This window comes from Sphingomonas sp. AP28 (assembly GCF_056680455.1).
In genome coordinates, this window is sequence record NZ_CM155283.1 from 614,787 (window position 1) to 632,802 (window position 18,016).

Consider the following 18,016-nt stretch of genomic DNA (forward strand, 5'->3'; position numbering starts at 1 on the left):
GAATTCCGACGCGCGATAATGGGATACCGACACTTGAAGCATGATGTTCGACTGGCGGCGCGTGGCGGCCGTGTGATCGGTTCGGTGGTTCTGGCTGCGCTGGCGGCCAGCGCGATCGCGCAATCCGTGCCACCCAAGGCACAGGGCCGGCGGACACCGCGGCCTGCGCCGACCCAGCCCGCGCAGACGCAGCCTGCCGCGGCCCAGGCCGCCCAGGCTGGTTCGGGCCGGACGGTCCAGGACCAGAGCGTTCCGGACAATACCGGTCTCGACATTCCGACCAACCTGCAGATCTTCGGCAAGGTCGACCCCAACGTCCGCAAGCCGACGGCGATCGTCAACGACACGGTCATCACCGGGACCGACGTCGACCAGCGTGTCGCGTTGGTGGCGATGGCGAACGAGGCGAAGTTGTCGCCCGAAGATCGCGAGCGGCTGAAGCTGCAGGTCCTGCGCCAGTTGATCGACGAGACGCTCCAGATCCAGGAAGCCAAGACCGCCGACATCACGATCACCCCCGCCGAGCTGACGCAGAGCTATGACGGCGTATCGAAGCGCTTCAATCGTACGCCGGTCGCGATGCGCGCCTATCTGCGCGAATCGGGATCGTCGGAGCGGTCGCTCAAGCGCCAGATCGAGGGCGAGCTCGCCTGGCAGCGCTATCTGCGTCGTCGCGTCGAGCCGTTCGTCAACGTCGGCGACGAAGAGGTGAAGTCGATCATCGACCGTCTCCAGGCGGCCAAGGGCACCGACGAGTTCAACCTCAAGGAAATCTACCTCGCGGCGACGCCGGCGAACAGCCAGCAGGTCTATGCGAACGCCAAGCAGATCCTGCAGGAAATCCAAAAGGGCGCGCAGCCGTTCGAATATTACGCGCGGCAGTTCTCCGAAGCGTCGACCCGGGCAGTCGGGGGCGATCTGGGGTGGATCCGTGCGGCGGCGCTGCCGGGGCCGCTGTCCGAGGCTGCGACCTCGATGCAGGTCGGTCAGGTTGCCGGGCCGATCGAGGTCTCGGGTGGCTATTCGATCCTGTACCTGACTGACAAGCGCCAGGTGCTGACGGCCGATCCGCGTGATGCCAAGCTCAGCCTGAAGCAGCTGACGCTGCGCTTCCCGCCGAACACCAACCAGGCACAGGCGACGGCGCGCGCTCAGGCGTTCGCCAAGGCCACGCAGGAGTTGCGTGGCTGTGGGACCGTTGAGAAGGTCGCCGCTGGCATCGGCGCGGACGTGGTCGACAACGATACGGTCCGCATCCGCGATCTGCCGCCGCAGCTCCAGGAAGTGATGCTGAAGCTTCAGGTCGGCGAGTCCAGCCCGCCTTTCGGGTCCGCTGAGCAAGGCGTTCGCGCGCTGGTGCTCTGCGGTCGCGACGAGGCGGCTGGCGGTTCGGTGCCGAACTCGGAGCAGATCCAGGGTCAGCTCGAGCAACAGCGCGTCAATTTGCGCGCCCAGCAGAAGTTGCGCGATCTGCGGCGCGATGCCGTGGTCGAATATCGGTGATCGGATTTTGACCCGCATCTCGCCGCTGGCGGTGTCGATGGGTGATCCTGCCGGGATCGGGCCCGAGATCATCGCCAAGGCTTGGGATGCGCGTAAGGCGCATGCCTTGCCGTCATTCGTGGCGGTCGGTGATGCCCGGGCGATCGAGCGGGTCTGGGCCGGTCCGATCGCGCGGATTGCGGATCTGAACGCGGCGGCAGCGGTGTTCGGTGAGGCGCTGCCGGTGCTGACAGTGGGGGACGCCGGCGCGATCGTACCGGGCGAGCCCGATGCGGACGGTGCGCGCTGTGCGTTGCATTCGTTGGAATTGGCGGTTGGTCTCGTTCGCACTGGCGCGGCGCGTGCGCTGGTGACGGGGCCGGTGTCGAAGTCACAGCTGTATGCGATCGGCTTCAGCCATCCGGGGCAGACCGAGTTCGTTGCCGAGCGCTACGGCGTCGCGGGGGACAATGCGGTGATGATGCTCGCCGGGCCGTCGCTGAAGGTGGTGCCGATCACCACCCACGTGCCGTTGAAGGACGTTTCGGCTTTGCTCACGGTCGACCTGATCGTCGCCAAGGCCCGCGCGACCGCCCGCGGTCTGCTGCGGAACTTCGGGATAGAGAACCCGCGGCTCGCCTTTGCCGGCCTCAATCCGCATGCTGGCGAGCAGGGTGCGCTCGGGCGCGAGGAGATCGAGATCATCGCGCCGGCGATCGCGATTTTGCGCGAGGAAGGCATCGATGCGACCGGGCCGTTTGCGGCGGACACGATGTTCCATCCGCGGGCACGTGCGACCTACGATGTCGTCATGTGCTGCTATCACGACCAGGCTTTAGTGCCTCTCAAGACGATCCATTTCGACGACGGCGTGAACATGACGCTGGGCCTGCCGATCGTGCGGACGTCGCCTGATCACGGCACCGCGTTTGCGATCGCCGGCAGGAACCTCGCCGAGCCAGGCGCGATGATCGCCGCGATCGCAATGGCGGGCGAAGCGGCGGACCGACGCGCGCAGACCGCTGCCCAGTCGTGAGCGAGGCTGCATTGACGGAGCTTCCCCCCCTGCGCGAGGTGATCGCGCGTTATGGGCTGAACGCGAGCAAGGCGCTTGGGCAGAACTTCCTGTTCGACGGGCAGTTGCTCAAGCGGATCGCGGCAGTGCCGGGCGATCTTCAGGATGCCGAGGTGCTTGAAGTGGGCCCGGGTCCTGGTGGCCTGACGCGCGCATTGCTCGCCGCGGGTGCGCGGGTGACTGCGATCGAACGCGACCGGCGGTGCATTCCGGCGCTTGCCGAATTGAGTGAGGCCTATCCGGGACGGCTGCGGGTCATCGAGGGCGACGCGATGGAAGTCGACGCGCCGGCGCTGTTCGAGGGCAAGCCGCATATCGTGTCGAACCTGCCGTACAACATCGGCACGGCGTTGCTGGTCGGGTGGCTGTCGGCGTCGTGGCTGCCGTGGTGGCAGTCGTGCACGCTGATGTTCCAGAAGGAAGTCGCCGAGCGGATCGTCGCCAAGACCAACGACGATCATTACGGGCGGCTCGCGGTGCTGGCGCAGTGGCGCTCGACCGCACGGATCGCGATGCCGGTGCACCGGTCGGCATTCACGCCGCCACCGAAAGTGATGTCGGCGGTGGTGCATTTGACGCCGGTCGAGGCGCCGGAAGGTGTGAACTTTGCGGTTTTGGAGCGACTGACGGGCGCGGCGTTCGGGCAGCGACGGAAGATGTTGCGGCAGAGTTTGAAGGGCGTGCCGGGCGCGCTCGATGCGCTGGAGCGGATCGGGGTTGAGGCTACGCGCCGGGCGGAGACGCTTTCGGTTGCCGACTTCACGGCGTTGGCGAAGGCGGTCAGCTGATCTTCCCCCCTCCCTGGAAGGGAGGGGTCGGGGGTGGGTCGGCTTCCGTATGAAGTGACGGTGGTGGCACGAGCGGGCCTACCCACCCCCTGCCCCTCCCTTTCAGGGAGGGGGGCCTGTTAGTCCTTGGCGGCGATTGGTGTCTTCTCGACCTGCGCGGTTGCGATCGGTGGGCCCTTGGCGATCACCGCCGCGAGCTGCGTGGCTTCCGGACATACGCCCTTGCAGAGCGTGCGGATCTTCACGAGGTTGTCCTTTGCGCGGACCACGGCGCCCTTAGCGACCAGTGCCTCGCCCTGCCCCTTGAGCGCGGCGACGTCGTTCGGCTCCAGCAGCAAGGCCTCGCGGTACAGGCGGATCGCCTTGCCTGGCAGGTCACGCGTTTCCGCGACGCGTGCCAGCAGGAGGAACGCCGCACGATTGCGCGGATCGACCGCGACCGACGTTTCGAGCACATCCGTCGCGCCGTCGAGGTTGCCGGCCGTCATCAACGAACGCCCCTGCGCCAACAACTGCATCGAGCGCGCGTCGATCTGGGCGTCGGGGCGTTGCCCGCTGAGCGACGTCGACACGCACACGACGGTCAGCGCGGCGGCAAGGGCAACGGACGAAAAACGCATCATCGTCTCCAGGCGGGTCACAGATGGGGCCACAGATTGGACCATAGATCGGCTGGCTAGCACGCAGCCCGGAGGCGCGCGACAAAAAAGCCGTCGGTGCCGTCGCGACCGGGTTCGAGGCGGACGCCGTGGCCGTGCTTCGCGCCGGCGGGGAGCGTAAGGGGCTCGGCCGTCCAGCCGGGGTGCGCGTTGAGGAACCAGCTGACCTGGTCGGTCCCCTCGGCGTCGAGCAGCGAGCAGACGATGTAGACGAGCGCGCCGCCGGGCTTGACCAGCGTGGCGGCGACGGAGAGCACCTGCTGCTGCGTCGATTGCAGCCGCGAGACGCGGTCGGGGGTGAGCCGCCAGCGTGCCTCGGGATTGCGCCGCCATGTGCCGGTGCCCGAGCAGGGGGCGTCGACCAGCACGCCGTCCGCGCGGCCTGCCCATTCGCTCAGCGCCTTGATCTCGCGCGTCGGGTTGAGCAGGCGGCTCTCGACGATCGTCGCGCCGGCGCGGGTGGCGCGGGGGGCGAGCCGCGAAAGACGGTTGCGGTCGGTGTCGCAAGCGAGGATCACGCCTTGGTTCTTCATCGTCGCCGCGAGCGCGAGCGTCTTGCCGCCGGCGCCGGCACAGAGATCGACGATGCGTTCGCCGGGCTTCGCCTGCATCGCGAGGCCGACGAGCTGGCTGCCTTCGTCCTGCACTTCGAGAGCGCCTTCGTTGAAGAGCGGGAGTGCTTCGACGTTGGTGCCGGTGGGGAGGCGGATGCCGTCCGGCGCGTGGGGGGTGGCGTCGGCTTCGGGGAGCGCGGCGAGGACGGTCGCACGGTTTGAGATGAGCGTGTTGACGCGGAGGTCGAGCGTGGCGCGGCCGGCTAGATCGGTCAGTGCGGCGCCGTCTAGGCCGGATGCGCGGAGGGCCTTGCTCAGCCACTGCGGCGCTACGCCGGCGCGGGCGCGGGGTTCGTCCTTGGCGATCGGGGCGGGTGCGTGGGTGGAGCCGTCGAAGGTCGCGGCGACTTCCGGATCGGCGTCGGCGACGAGTAGCATTGCGGTGCGACCGTTTTCGGGGCGGTCGCCGGCCTTGCGGATCGCGGCGTAGACGAGTTCGCGAACGGCGCGGCGGTCCTTCGAGCCGGCGTAGCGGCGGGTGGCGAAATAGCGGGCGATCAGCGTGTCGGCGGCGGCGCCGGACTCGCGGGCGGCGGCGATGATCTGGTCGAGGAGTTCGATCGCGGCCTGGGTGCGTGCTGGGGGCGTCACTTCTGGGCTCCCGACTTCGCGTGGGTTCGGGGGGAGGCTTGGTAGGGAGTGTTCGTCATCATCCCCTCCCCTAGCCCCTCCCGCGGGCGGGAGGGGAATAATTTCGGGGTTTGGTTCAGCGCCCTTGACCGAGTGCGGGCGATCCCAGCCCCGCTATCCGTCATCCCGGCGAACGCCGGGACCCATGGCACGGTGGACCCGGCGACAGCGTGCAACCACCACCCGGCTCGCAACCGTGGGTCCCGGCGTTCGCCGGGATGACGGAGGGGGCGCCGGGATGACGGAGGGGGGCTGCGGGATGACGGAGGGGGGCGGCGGTCTGTGAGCTAGCCTCCGGCCTGCGGAGCATTGCCCCCGCAGATTCGTTCGTCATTCCCGCGCAGGCGGGGATCCATATTCTCGCACGGTTGCGATCTTACCGCGACGTTAGCCCGTATGATTAGCCCGTATGGGTTCCCGCCTTCGCGGGAATGACGGGGAGCGTGAGAGCTAGCCGCTTCCCTCCCTGGAAGGGAGGGGTTGGGGGTGGGTTGGCTCGTTTCAGCCACCGGCAGACGAGCTTGGGGAAACCGACCCACCCCCGGCCCCTCCCTTTCAAGGAGGGGAGAAGTTCCCGCCCTCACCGCGTCGGGTAGTTCGGCGCTTCCCGCGTGATCGTCACGTCGTGGACATGGCTCTCCATCAAGCCCGCACCCGTGATCTGCACGAACTCCGCCCGCGCCTGGAGGTCCGGGATCGTTGCCGAACCCGTATACCCCATCGCCGCCTTGATCCCGCCAACCAGCTGATGAACGACATCCCTCGCCGGACCCTTGTACGCGACCTGTCCTTCGATCCCCTCGGGGACGAGCTTCAGCTGGTCCTTGATGTCGCCTTGGAAATAGCGGTCCGCCGACCCGCGCCCCATCGCGCCGACCGAGCCCATGCCGCGGTACGATTTGTACGCGCGGCCCTGGTACAGGAACGTCTCGCCAGGTGCCTCGTCGGTGCCAGCTAGCAGCGAGCCGATCATCACAGTCGACGCGCCCGCCGCGAGCGCCTTCGCCATGTCGCCCGAGGTCCGGATGCCGCCGTCGGCGATCACCGGCACGCCAGCCTTGTGGCCAGCCTCCGCGCAATCCATCACCGCGGTCAGCTGCGGCACGCCGACGCCGGCCACCACCCGAGTGGTGCAGATCGAGCCCGGCCCGATGCCGACCTTGATCCCGTCCGCGCCCGCACCGATCAGCGCGCGCGTCGCTTCGCCGGTCGCGACGTTGCCCGCCACCACCTGCACAGAGTTCGACAGCTTCTTCACGCGCTCGACCGCGCGGCCGACGTCCCGGTTATGCCCGTGCGCGGTGTCGATCACGATCAGGTCGCAGCCGGCGTCGACCAGCTGTTCGGTCCGGTCGAAGCCCTTGTCGCCGACCGTCGTCGCCGCCGCGACGCGCAGGCGGCCCGCCTCGTCCTTGGTGGCATCGGGGAACATCACCGCCTTCTCGATGTCCTTGACGGTGATCAGCCCGACGCAACGATACTGCGCGTCGACCACCAGCAGCTTCTCGATGCGGCGAGCGTGGAGCAGGCGGCGTGCCTCTTCCTTGCCGACTTCGGTCGAGACGGTGGCGAGGTTCTCGTGCGTCATCAGCTCGCTGACGGGCTGTTTCGGATCACCCGCAAAACGCACGTCGCGGTTGGTGAGGATACCGACGAGCTTGCCGTCCGCCTCAACCACCGGGATGCCGCTGATGCGGTGGCCCGACATCAGCGCCTGCGCCTCGCCGAGCGTGGCGGTCGGCTTGATCGTGATCGGGTTGACCACCATGCCCGACTCGAACCGCTTGACCTGACGGACCGCGATGACCTGCTCCTCGACGGTGAGGTTGCGGTGGAGCACGCCGATGCCGCCGAGCTGTGCCATTACAATGGCCATGTCGGCCTCGGTGACGGTGTCCATCGCCGAGGACAGGATCGGGATGTTGAGCGCAATGCCGCGCGTCAGCTGCGTGCGAGTATCGGCCTGGCTTGGCAGCACGTCCGATTCCCCCGGATACAGGAGGACGTCGTCGAAAGTGAGGCCGAGGCGGATATCCATGAGAGCTGCCGTTCCTGGGTGTGAGGTGGCGCGCCATGTAACCAAAGCGCGCGCGCACGGCTAGGCCTCATGTCTGGCTCCAGGGGGCGCCCACGTGCTATAGCGGTGCTATACACGGATGGGGATGTTCGATGGGCTTGACCGTTGCCGCACTCTTATTGGCGCTGGTGCTGCTGTACCTCTTCACCAGCATCAAGATCGTCCATCAGGGCTATCAATACACGATCGAACATTTCGGCCGCTTCACGACGGTCGCGCGGCCCGGCTTCAATTTCTACCCCGCGTTCTTCTATCGTGTGGGCCGGAAAGTGAACATGATGGAGCAGGTGATCGACATCCCCGGCCAGGAGATCATCACCAAGGACAACGCGATGATCTCGACCGATGGGGTCGTGTTCTTCCAGGTGCTCGACTCGGCCAAGGCGGCGTACGAGGTGTCGGACCTGTACCAGGCGCTGTTGCAGCTCACGACGACCAACCTGCGTACGGTGATGGGATCGATGGACCTCGACGAGACGCTGTCGAAGCGCGACGAGATCAATGCAAGGCTGCTCAACGTGGTGGATCATGCGACGACGCCGTGGGGGGTGAAGATCACGCGCGTCGAGATCAAGGACATCCGCCCGCCGGCGGACATCGTCAACGCGATGGGGCGGCAGATGAAGGCGGAGCGCGAGAAGCGGGCGAACATTCTGGATGCGGAGGGATCGCGGGCTTCGGAAATCCTGCGGGCGGAGGGGCAGAAGCAGGCACGGATTCTCGAGTCCGAGGGGCGCAAGGAATCGGCGTTCCGCGATGCCGAGGCGCGCGAGCGGGCGGCTGTGGCTGAGGCTTCGGCTACGCGGGCGGTGTCGCAGGCGATCGAGGAGGGGGGCGCGCAGGCGATCAACTACTTCATTGCGCAGAAATATGTCGAGGCGATCGGCAAGTTCGCGACCTCGCCCAATGCGAAGACGATCCTGTTCCCGGTCGAGGCTACGCAGCTGATGGGGACGCTGGGGGGGATTGGCGAGCTGGCTAAGGATGCGCTGCGCGATGCGACCGCGTCACCGCCGGCCAAGCCTGCCGCTCGGGGGCCGTTCGAGCTGTCTAAGTCGACCGAGGTTCCGAAAAGCTGATGGACGCGATTGGTGCAGCCGGCGCGTGGCTGACTGCCGCGCTGGTGCTGGGGATTGCGGAACTTGCGGTGCCTGGAGTGTTCCTTGTGTTCCTTGCCATCGCCGCGGCGGTGACCGGGGTTGCGGTGTTCGCCTTGCCGGACCTGCCGGTGGCGGCGCAACTGGCTGCGTTCGGGGTTTGGAGCGCGGTTGCGGTGCTGATCGGGAAGCGCTGGTACCGCGATTACCCTGTCGAGGGTGGGGATCCGATGTTGAACGATCGGTCTGCTCGGCTGGTGGGTCAGGTCGTGGTCGTGGAGGCCGCGCTGATTGGTGGGCGTGGTCGGGTGCTGGTGGGCGACGGGAGTTGGCCGGCTCGTGGTGAAGACGCTGGGGTTGGTACGCGCGTTCGGGTAACGGCGGTTGTCGATGGTGAAGTCGTGGTCGAACCCCTCTGAACCCTCTCCCCTTGGGGGAGAGGGAAGCCGCGTAGCGGCGAGGGTGAGGGCACGCCAAGCAGGACCGTGCCCTCACCTTCCCGCCCGACTTCGTCGTGCGGGCCCCTTCCTCTCCCCGTAGGGAGAGGAGTTTTACGCCGCCTCTTTTACCTTTGGCGCCGCCTGACGCACGCCCTCGTCGACGTGTTCGGCGAACTGGGCGAAGTTCTCCACGAACAGGTCCACCAGTTTCGTCGCCGTGGCGTCGTACGCGTCCTTGTCCGCCCAGGTCGTCCGCGGGTCCAGGATCGCGCTATCTACACCCGGTACGCTCACCGGCACCTGGAACCCGAAGTTCGGGTCCGTCCGGAATTCGGCATCGTTCAGGCTCCCGTCGAGCGCAGCGTTCAGCAACGCCCGCGTTGCCTTGATCGGCATGCGGTTGCCGACGCCGTATTTGCCGCCGGTCCAGCCGGTGTTGACCAGCCAGCAATCGACGCCGCCCTTGGCGATCCGCTCCTTCAGGAGGTTGCCGTAGACCGAGGGATGCCGCGGCATGAACGGTGCGCCGAAGCAGGTCGAGAAGGTCGCATCGGGCTCGGTCACGCCGATCTCGGTCCCGGCGACGCGGGCGGTGTAGCCCGACAGGAAATGGTACATCGCTTGGTCGGGCGCGAGCTTGGCGATCGGCGGCAGCACACCGTACGCATCCGCCGTCAGCATCACGATGTTGCGCGGCACCGGCCCCATGTTCTCAGCCGACGCATTCGGGATGAAGTCGATCGGGTACGCGCCCCGGCTGTTCTCGGCCAGCGTATGATCGTCGAGGTCGAGCAGACGCGTCGCCGGGTTCATCACGACGTTCTCCAGCACCGTGCCGAAGCGCTTGGTAGTCGCGAAGATCTCCGGCTCGGCATCAGCGGAGAGGCGGATCATCTTGGCGTAGCACCCGCCCTCGAAATTGAAGACCGCGGTGTCGGACCAGCCATGCTCGTCGTCACCGATCAGCGTGCGGCTCGCATCGGCGCTGAGCGTCGTCTTGCCGGTACCCGACAGGCCGAAGAACACTGCGGTGTCGCCGTTCGCGCCCATGTTCGCCGAGCAGTGCATCGGCATCACGCCAGTCGGTGGCAGCAGGTAATTCAAAAGGCCGAACACTGACTTTTTCATCTCGCCGGCGTACTTTGTGCCGCCGATCAGGATCAGCTTGTCGGTGAAGTTCACCGCGATCACCGTCTCGCTGCGGCAGCCGTGACGCGCGGGATCGGCGCGGAAGCTCGGCAGGTCGACGATCGTATAGTCGGCGACGAAGTCCTTCAGCGCAGCCTGCTCGGGCCGTACCAGCATCGTCCGGATGAAGAGATTATGCCACGCAAGTTCGGTGACGACGCGAACTTGCACGCGGTGATCGGGCTGCGAACCGCCGTACAGGTCCTGCACGAACAGCTCGTCCTTGGCGGCGAGCGCGGCGAAGAAGTCTTCCTTCAGTGCGGCGAAATGCGCGGGCTCCATCGCCTTGTTGCTCTTGCCCCACCAGACGGTCGCCTCGGTCTCGGCATCACGGACGATGAACTTGTCCTGCGCCGAGCGACCGGTATGCGCGCCGGTCTCGACGACCAACGGGCCGTCCGCGGACAGCGTGCCCTCGTTCCGCTCCAGCGCCGCCTCGACCAGCTGCGCGGTAACCAGGTTCCAGTGTAGATTGGCGCGGGTTTCGATCCCCTGCGCGGATAGGCCGACGGCCGGAATACGCTCGCTCGACACGGGCTCTCTCTCCTAAGTTTTATCGCATACGTATGTATGTCGTTGCGCCCGGCTGTACGGGGCGGTTTTCAACCGGTCAAACCCACTGATTTGCAACGCCGTCCCGATACGGCTCTAGTTGAGTGCGGCGGCGGTTTGCCCTAGGCCGACACGCCAACGACCGAGGCAAAGCTCCCCAGATGACGGCAACGATCGCGCTGGTCGACGACGACCGCAACATCCTGACATCCGTGTCGATCGCGCTGCAGACCGAGGGCTTCGTGACGCGCGTCTATTCGGACGGCGAGACGGCGTTGAAGGCACTGACCGACAACCCGCCCGATCTCGCGGTCTTCGACATCAAGATGCCGCGGATGGACGGGCTGGAACTGCTCCGCCGGTTCCGCGAGAAGAGCCAGGTCCCGGTAATCTTCCTCACCAGCAAGGACGACGAGCTCGACGAGGCGCTAGGGCTCGCGATGGGCGCGGACGACTATATCGCCAAGCCGTTCTCGCAGCGGCTTCTGATCGCCCGCATCCGCGCGATCCTGCGGCGCACCGAATTGACGCAATCGCCGGGCACGGAGACCGAGGCGGAGGCCGCCGGGCCGCTCGACCGCGGTCGGCTCAGCATGGATCCGGCGCGGCACCGCACGCTGTGGGGCGGCGAGCCGGTCACGCTGACGGTGACCGAGTTCATGATCCTCGAGACGCTCGCGCAGCGGCCCGGCATCGTCAAGACGCGCAACCAGTTGATGGATGCGGCGTACCAGGACGATATCTATGTCGACGACCGGACCATCGACAGCCACATAAAACGACTCCGCCGCAAGTTCCGGCAGGTCGACCCAGCCTTCGACGCGATCGAGACATTATATGGTGCCGGGTATCGATTTTCTGAGGAATGAGCTGGGCGTCGACGGCCGCGATCTCACGCTGCGCTGGTCGGGCCAGATCTCGCTCACCCGGCGCATCCTGGCCGTCAACATCTTCGCGCTGTTGCTGCTCGCGGGCGGGTTCTTCTATCTCGACTCGTACCGCAGCCGGGTGGTCGACAACCGCGTAGCGCAGACCGCGCGCGAAGCACGGCTGATCGGCGAGGCGATCGCCGCGGTCGACCCGGCGCTGCGCGACCCGCTGGTGCTCAGGCTGGCGCGCGATACGGGGTCGCGGATCCGATTGTTCGATGCGGCCGGGGGGACGACCGCCGACAGCCGTGCACTCGGCCTGCGCAACTTCGTGCTCATGGATCCGGACAAGGAGGACTGGGACCAGACGATCGCCCGCTTTTTAGACGCAGCGATCGACGTCGTCGTGATGGCCCCTCGCCCGCCGCTCTATCGCGAGCGCGGCGGCACGCAGCAATGGCCCGACGTGAGCGCAGTCCGCGGCCGCAGGGCCGTCTCGACCACTGTCTGGCGCGCGCCCGACCGAACGCCGGTGCTGACCGCCGCCGCGCCGCTGCCCGGCGGCGGGGTCGTGATGACCACGGTGAACGCGCGTGACATCACGAAGACGGTGCGGATCGAGCGGTTTCGGCTGAGCATGGTCCTGCTCGGCGTGTCGATCGTCTCGATCCTGCTGTCGCTGTTCCTCGCCCGCACGATCGTCCGCCCGCTGCGCCGCCTTGCGCGTGCCGCGGTGCGTGTCCGGCTAGGTCGTGCCCGGGAGGTCGTCGTCCCTCGGCTGCCCTCGCGCCGCGACGAACTCGGCATGCTCGCGCGCGCGCTTTCCGACATGAGCCTGGCGCTCAGGGCGCGGATCGACGCGACCGAGGCGTTCGCCGCCGACGTCACGCACGAGATGAAGAACCCGCTCGCGTCGCTTCGGTCAGCGGTCGAGGGCCTGTCGCGCGTGAAAGACCCGGTCTTGCAGGCGCAACTGCTCGCGATCGTCCGCGACGACGTGCAGCGGCTCGACCGGCTGCTGTCGGACATTTCCGAAGCGTCGCGACTCGACGCGCAGCTCAGCCGCGCCAAGTTCGAGCCGGTTGACATCGCCGAGATGATCGACGGCCTGGTCGCGCAACGCGATGCGCGAGGGGTCGAGCGCGGCATCCGTCTCCGGTTCGATCGCAATCCCGACGACCGCACGATCATACTCGGCGAAGGCGCGAGGCTTGAACGCGTGTTCGAGAACCTGATCGACAACGCGCTGTCCTTCTCGCCAGATGCCGGGCTGATCGCGATCTCCGCGATCCGCGAGGACGAGGATCTCGTGATCCGCGTCGAGGACGAGGGCCCCGGCGTTCCCGAGGAAGCCCGCGAGGACGTGTTCAAGCGGTTCCACTCGGTGCGCCCCGACAGTGAGACGTTCGGCCAGCATTCCGGGCTCGGTCTCGCGATCGCGCGCACCATCGTCGACGGACACCAGGGCGCGATCTTCGTCGAGTCGCGCGAGGACCGGCTCGATGGCGCGCGCTTCGTCGTAAGGCTACCACTCGCCGAAATGCCGGAGTAAGGACGCCTCGTGGTCGTCCCCTCCTCCGACAGGCTCCACGCCACCACGGTCGCCATCGACGGCATGGCCGTGTTGATTGAGGGCGTATCGGGATCGGGCAAGTCCGACCTCGCGCTGCGCCTGATCGATCGTGGCGCGATCCTCGTCAGCGACGACCAGACGCTCGTGGTGCGCGCGGGCGCAACCTTGCTCGCGCGTGCACCGATGACGATCGCCGGCCGCATCGAAGTCCGCGGGATCGGCATCCTGGCCATGCCCTATGTAGAGGACGTACCAGTCGCCCTGCTCGTACGCGTCGATGGCGCAATCGAACGGATGCCCGAACGTAGCGTCCGTAACATCGCCGGAATCGACGTCCGCGAGGTCGCGATCGCCCCCTTTGAAGCCTCCGCCCCGATCAAAGTCGAACTCGCATTGCGCAATCCGGAGCCCATAGAATGACGCGTCCCAAGGACATCCTGCTCGTCACCGGCATGTCCGGGGCGGGGAAGTCCACCGTCCTCAAGACGCTGGAGGATCTCGGCTGGGAAGTGGTCGACAACCTCCCGCTGTTGCTGCTCGACCGCCTGCTCGACGCGCCGATTCCCGAGGGCTCGACCGATGATTCCCGGCCGCTTGCGATCGGCATCGGCGCCCGGACGCGCGACTTCGATCCCGAGCGGATCGTCAGCCGCATTCGCGACCTTCGCGATCGCCATGGTCTTGAGATCGGCATGTTGTTCCTCGATTGCTCGGGGGCTGAGCTCGAACGCCGCTATTCCGAGACTCGTCGCCGTCATCCGCTGGCGCTCGATCGGCCGGCGAACGACGGTATCGGCCGCGAACGCGAGTTGCTGGCACCGCTCCGAGTTTGGGCGAACCGCCTGATCGATACGACCGACATGGCCGCCAACGAACTCGCGCAACAGATCCGCACTAGTTTTGCAGGCGGGGAGCTCGGTGAGCCGACGCTGTCGATCCGTTCTTTCGGCTTTGCCCGCGGCCTGCCGCGCAACGCCGACCTTGTGTTCGACATGCGTTTTCTCCGCAATCCTCACTGGGATCACGACCTGCGTCCCGGTACCGGGCTGGACGCCGACGTCTCGGCCTACATCATGGACGACCCCGCCTACGAAGCCGCGGTGAGTCGGATCGAGGAGCTGCTGATGCTGTTGCTTCCGCGCTACAAGGCGGAGGGCAAGTCGTATGTGACCGTCGCATTCGGGTGTACCGGAGGGAGACACCGGTCGGTCCACGTCGCCGACCGGGTAGCGCGACGGTTGCGCGACGCAGGATTTTCCCCCAGTATCGCACACCGCGACCTGGGGGCCGCTCCACAAGATGCGCTCGAAGGATCACCGGTCGTCTTATGAGTATGAAACGCTGACATGATCGGCCTTGTTCTGGTAACCCACGGTCGACTGGCCGAGGAATTCGTTCGCGCGATGATCCACGTCGTCGGCCCGCAGGAACGCGTCGCGCCGATCTCGATCGGTCCTGACGACGACATGGAAGAACGCCGCGCGGATATCGCCGCCGCGATCGAGGCCGTCGATGTCGGGCGCGGCGTGATCGTGCTGACCGACTTGTTCGGCGGCACCCCCTCCAATCTCGCCATCTCGCTGATGGAACGTGGGCGGATCGAAGTGATTGCGGGGATGAACCTGCCGATGCTGATCCGGCTCGGCTCGGCGCGCAAGTCGATGACCGTCGTTGCGGCGGTTGCGGCGGCGCGGGAGGCTGGGCGCAAGTATATCTCGGTGGCATCCGAGGTTCTCGGCGAGGCTGCGGCGTGAGCGAGGTCTCGCGCACCGTCCAGATCACCAATCGCCGCGGCTTGCACGCGCGCGCGAGTGCGAAGTTCGTGACGCTCGCGTCGTCGCACGCGGTCGAAGTCAGCGTGACCAAGGATGGGTCGGATCACGTCACCGGCACCTCGATCATGGGGCTGATGATGCTCGGCGCGGCGATGGGCGACGCGATCACGATCAGCGCGACCGGCGACGGGGCGGAGTATACGGTCGCCGCGCTCGCCGAACTGGTCGAGGCGAAGTTCGGCGAGGATTGACCTTCTTACTCCCCTCCCGCAGGCGGGAGGGGTTGGGGGTGGGCGCGCGCTCACCATAATCGAATCATTTGCTGAGGCCGGGAGCCCACCCCCGGCCCCTCCCGCATACGGGAGGGGAGGACAAGAATGCCCCGCGAGATAACCGCCTTTTCGAACCCGCTTATCAAGTACGTCCGCGATCTGCGCGACAAGCGGCATCGGCGTGCGGCCAAGCAGTTCCTCGCCGAGGGCTTGCGCATCCTCACCGAAGCGCGCGAGACCGGTCGCCTGCCCCGTACGCTGTTCTACGCGGCGGCCAGCGCGAACCACCCGCTCGTCCACGCGCTATCGATGGACGTCGAGGATGCCGGTGGTGATTCGATCCAGACCACGCCGGATATCCTCTCGAAGCTGTCCGGCAAGGACAACCCGCAGGCAATAGTCGGCGTGTTCGACGAGTTCGACGCGACGCTCGAAGACCTCGATCGCGCCACGTCCGGTATCTGGCTCGTCGCAGAGCGCCTGCGTGATCCCGGAAATCTCGGCACGATCCTGCGCACCGGCGATGCGGTCGGCGCGGGCGGATTGATCTTGATCGGCGAGTCGGTCGATCCGTTCTCGGTCGAGGCGGTCCGCGCGAGCATGGGCGCGCTGTTCACGATCCCCGTCGTCAAGACCGAATGGGAGCCGTTTAACGCCTGGCTACGCACTGGACCCGGCCAGCTCGTCGGGCTCAGCCTCGATACCGACATGGACTACAGGGCAGCGACCTATATCGGACCGACTTTCCTGCTCACTGGCAACGAAGCGCAGGGCATGCCGCCCGAAATGGCGGAGGCGTGCGACCTCCTCGTCAAGATCCCGATGCTCGGCAAGGCGGACAGCCTGAACGCCGCCGTTGCAACCGCGGTGATGGCCTATGAAGTGCTCGCCCAGCAGGGAAAACCATAGCCTCGGACGTCGACAGACGAATTTGGCCCGTTTGGCGATGCTTAGCGAGTCCGGTTCAGCTAAGGGTGAGGTTCGACGTGCGATAGCGTCGACCAGATACGGTAAGACAGGACGATTATGGCGCGCGGTTTCGATAATGGACGAGGGAATAGCGGCATGCTCCGGTCGGTAATGACCGCGGTGCCGTTGATGCTGGCCCCCATGCTGGCGACCCCGCTGTTCGCGCAGGTTACGCCGCCGCCGGTTATCCCGACGGTACCGTCGGCACTGCCGGCGCCGACGCTCGCGCGGCCGGTCATCACCGTGCCGCCGTTGAGCGACGCGCAGGCGGCTATGCTCGACAAGCTGCTCAACGGCGACATCGTCGCACAGGGCCTGAAGTCCGCTGCTACCGCGTCGACCACCGCGCCGAGCAAGGACGAACTCGTTCGCGCCGCACTGGATCATGCGCGTGCGGTCCACGCCGGTCGCCTGAGCGAGGCCGATTTCCAGAAGGATTGGGGTCTTCGTCCCCCCGCCTATGATCCGACCCCCGCGTTCGCCGATGCTGTCCGGCTCGATCGGATCGCCGCCTGGTTCGCCTCGCTGCCCCCGCCGTATGCCGGCTATGACGGCCTGCGGAAGGGCCTGCAGAATTATCGCTCGATCGCGTCCGCGGGCGGCTGGGCCCCCCTCGCCTCCGGTCCCGATTTCACGATCGGCGCGACCGGTCCTCGCGTGATCGCGCTCCGCAAGCGTCTCGCTGCCGAGGACAAGGACGTGTCGACCACGGGTGACGGTTTCGATGCACCACTGGTGGATGCGGTACGCCGCGCTCAGCGCCGCTATGGCCTCAACCCGAGCGGCATCGTTTCCACGCAGACACTGGCCGCGCTGAACGTGTCGGCAACCGACCGCGTGCGCCAGATCATGGCGAACATGGAACGCTGGCGCTGGCTGCCGCAGGACCTGCCGCGCGACCGTATCCAGGTGAACATCGCCGCCGCCGTGCTGACCGTGTTCGACGGCGACACCCCCGTGCAGTCGATGCGCGCGGTCACCGGGCGACCGGGCGACGAAACGCCGATGCTGTCTTCGACGATCCACAGCATCGTGATCAACCCGCCCTGGAACGTGCCGACTTCGATCGCGACGAAGGAATTGTGGCCGAAGGAAAAGGCCGGCCCCGGCTATTTCAGGCGCAACGGCATCAAGGTGATCGACGGCACACGGCTGCAGCAGCAGGCCGGCGACCAAAGCGCGCTGGGCCGCTTCAAGTTCGATTTCGCCAATGCCTATTCGGTGTACCTCCACGATACGCCCAGCCGCGCGAAGTTCGCGAGCTTCAGCCGGCTTGCGAGCCATGGCTGCGTTCGCCTTGAAAAACCTGCCGAACTCGCGGACCTGCTGCTCAAGGGCGACCCGTCCTGGACGCCCGAGATGGTCGACGCCGCGGTCGCTAAGGGTGATACGGTCCGCGCCCGTTTGATCAAGCCGGTGTCGGTGTATCTGCTCTATTGGACCGCGTTTGCCAGCGGCAACGGGCAGATGAACTTCCGCGCCGATCCTTATGACTGGGACGGCATTCTCGCTTCCAAGATCGAAGCGCGCACCGCGCGCCAGACGATCGCCGCTCGCTGAGAGGATTAGACATGAAGTTTTCCAACCGCACCCGCACGACCGTTGCGGCAGGCTTGCTCGCTGTGCTTGCAATGGCCGGCTGCTCGCGCGCGGAGCCCGACCAGCCCCCCGCCGACGTCAACATGGTCGAGGACACCGGCGTCACCGAGTCCGAAGCCGCGCCGACGCCTGCCCCGGCGCCGGTCGAGACTGCGCCTGCCGTGGTACCGTCCACCGTGAACGCAGTCGAACCGGAACGCGAAGCCCCGGTCGCGCCCGACGAGCAGATGCGCGACGATGCCGATGCGACGGGAATGACCGCACGCGTGACGCGCGACGAGGCGCCGGTCGAGAACGACACAGTTCCTCAGCAGTAACCCAAGCGCCTCTTCAAGGACTTGGCAGCGGTATCTCGGT

At 66.7% G+C, this 18,016-nt stretch carries 18 protein-coding genes; 14 read left to right on the plus strand and 4 right to left on the minus strand.

The window, feature by feature from the left end; all coding sequences use genetic code 11:
- Nucleotides 1-18 precede the first annotated feature (18 nt).
- Genes AC1MH0_RS02570 through rsmA form a run of 3 tightly spaced genes read left to right on the plus strand, consistent with a single transcriptional unit; the run spans nt 19 to nt 3,345 of the window.
- The gene (locus AC1MH0_RS02570) at nt 19-1,503 is read left to right on the plus strand and encodes a peptidylprolyl isomerase (protein WP_480964582.1); all 1,485 of its coding nucleotides are present in this window, start codon (nt 19-21) and stop codon (nt 1,501-1,503) included.
- On the plus strand, nt 1,481-2,518 hold the full coding sequence (pdxA, locus tag AC1MH0_RS02575) for a 4-hydroxythreonine-4-phosphate dehydrogenase PdxA (RefSeq protein WP_480964583.1): 1,038 nt from the start codon (nt 1,481-1,483) through the stop codon (nt 2,516-2,518). The genes AC1MH0_RS02570 and pdxA overlap by 23 nt, the downstream gene beginning before the upstream one ends.
- A gap of 11 nt (nt 2,519-2,529) precedes the next feature.
- Complete coding sequence (gene rsmA / locus AC1MH0_RS02580) at nt 2,530-3,345, plus strand: 16S rRNA (adenine(1518)-N(6)/adenine(1519)-N(6))-dimethyltransferase RsmA (RefSeq protein ID WP_480964584.1); 816 nt, start codon at nt 2,530-2,532, stop codon at nt 3,343-3,345.
- Nucleotides 3,346-3,464: 119 nt separating this feature from the next.
- On the opposite strand, the gene AC1MH0_RS02585 is transcribed toward rsmA, so the two are convergent.
- From AC1MH0_RS02585 to guaB, 3 genes are all read right to left on the minus strand, one after another.
- A complete protein-coding gene (locus AC1MH0_RS02585; RefSeq protein ID WP_192146295.1) occupies nt 3,465-3,965 on the minus strand; it encodes a tetratricopeptide repeat protein in 501 nt (166 codons plus the stop codon).
- 56 nt (nt 3,966-4,021) lie between these two features.
- Nucleotides 4,022-5,209, minus strand: a complete 1,188-nt coding sequence (locus AC1MH0_RS02590; protein ID WP_480964585.1) for an RsmB/NOP family class I SAM-dependent RNA methyltransferase — start codon at nt 5,207-5,209, stop codon at nt 4,022-4,024.
- A 619-nt stretch (nt 5,210-5,828) separates the two neighbouring features.
- Nucleotides 5,829-7,286, minus strand: a complete 1,458-nt coding sequence (gene guaB, locus AC1MH0_RS02595; protein WP_056048837.1) for an IMP dehydrogenase — start codon at nt 7,284-7,286, stop codon at nt 5,829-5,831.
- A gap of 131 nt (nt 7,287-7,417) precedes the next feature.
- On the opposite strand from guaB, the gene AC1MH0_RS02600 reads away from it, so the two are divergent.
- Nucleotides 7,418-8,404: an SPFH domain-containing protein gene (locus AC1MH0_RS02600; protein ID WP_480964586.1), complete on the plus strand. Its 987-nt coding sequence runs from the start codon at nt 7,418-7,420 to the stop codon at nt 8,402-8,404.
- Nucleotides 8,404-8,841 (plus strand): NfeD family protein, encoded by a 438-nt coding sequence (locus tag AC1MH0_RS02605; protein ID WP_480964587.1) that lies wholly within the window; start codon nt 8,404-8,406, stop codon nt 8,839-8,841. Before AC1MH0_RS02600 ends, AC1MH0_RS02605 begins: the two co-directional genes overlap by 1 nt.
- Before the next feature lie 132 nt (nt 8,842-8,973).
- Here the strand turns inward: AC1MH0_RS02605 and AC1MH0_RS02610 are convergent, their stop codons facing one another.
- Nucleotides 8,974-10,584 (minus strand): phosphoenolpyruvate carboxykinase, encoded by a 1,611-nt coding sequence (locus AC1MH0_RS02610; RefSeq protein ID WP_480964588.1) that lies wholly within the window; start codon nt 10,582-10,584, stop codon nt 8,974-8,976.
- Between the two features lie 179 nt (nt 10,585-10,763).
- Between AC1MH0_RS02610 and AC1MH0_RS02615 the strand changes: the two genes are divergently transcribed.
- The 9 genes from AC1MH0_RS02615 (at nt 10,764) to AC1MH0_RS02655 (ending at nt 17,976) form a co-directional block, all read left to right on the plus strand.
- Nucleotides 10,764-11,471: a response regulator gene (locus AC1MH0_RS02615; RefSeq protein WP_353468135.1), complete on the plus strand. Its 708-nt coding sequence runs from the start codon at nt 10,764-10,766 to the stop codon at nt 11,469-11,471.
- Entirely contained in the window at nt 11,440-13,023 is a 1,584-nt protein-coding gene (locus AC1MH0_RS02620) for a sensor histidine kinase (protein ID WP_480964589.1), read from the plus strand. Before AC1MH0_RS02615 ends, AC1MH0_RS02620 begins: the two co-directional genes overlap by 32 nt.
- Nucleotides 13,024-13,032: 9 nt before the next feature.
- Nucleotides 13,033-13,464: an HPr kinase/phosphorylase gene (locus AC1MH0_RS02625; protein WP_480964590.1), complete on the plus strand. Its 432-nt coding sequence runs from the start codon at nt 13,033-13,035 to the stop codon at nt 13,462-13,464.
- Nucleotides 13,461-14,375, plus strand: a complete 915-nt coding sequence (rapZ, locus tag AC1MH0_RS02630; protein WP_480964591.1) for an RNase adapter RapZ — start codon at nt 13,461-13,463, stop codon at nt 14,373-14,375. Before AC1MH0_RS02625 ends, rapZ begins: the two co-directional genes overlap by 4 nt.
- A 15-nt stretch (nt 14,376-14,390) precedes the next feature.
- Nucleotides 14,391-14,798, plus strand: coding sequence for a PTS sugar transporter subunit IIA (locus AC1MH0_RS02635; protein ID WP_480964592.1), 408 nt, complete (start codon nt 14,391-14,393; stop codon nt 14,796-14,798).
- Nucleotides 14,795-15,070, plus strand: a complete 276-nt coding sequence (locus tag AC1MH0_RS02640) for an HPr family phosphocarrier protein (RefSeq protein ID WP_480964593.1) — start codon at nt 14,795-14,797, stop codon at nt 15,068-15,070. Before AC1MH0_RS02635 ends, AC1MH0_RS02640 begins: the two co-directional genes overlap by 4 nt.
- Before the next feature lie 126 nt (nt 15,071-15,196).
- Nucleotides 15,197-16,000 (plus strand): TrmH family RNA methyltransferase, encoded by an 804-nt coding sequence (locus tag AC1MH0_RS02645; protein ID WP_480964594.1) that lies wholly within the window; start codon nt 15,197-15,199, stop codon nt 15,998-16,000.
- A gap of 156 nt (nt 16,001-16,156) precedes the next feature.
- Nucleotides 16,157-17,620 carry a L,D-transpeptidase family protein gene (locus AC1MH0_RS02650; protein WP_480964595.1) on the plus strand — a complete coding sequence of 488 codons (1,464 nt, stop codon included), beginning with the start codon at nt 16,157-16,159 and terminating at the stop codon, nt 17,618-17,620.
- A gap of 11 nt (nt 17,621-17,631) precedes the next feature.
- Nucleotides 17,632-17,976, plus strand: coding sequence for a hypothetical protein (locus tag AC1MH0_RS02655; RefSeq protein ID WP_480964596.1), 345 nt, complete (start codon nt 17,632-17,634; stop codon nt 17,974-17,976).
- Nucleotides 17,977-18,016 lie beyond the last annotated feature (40 nt).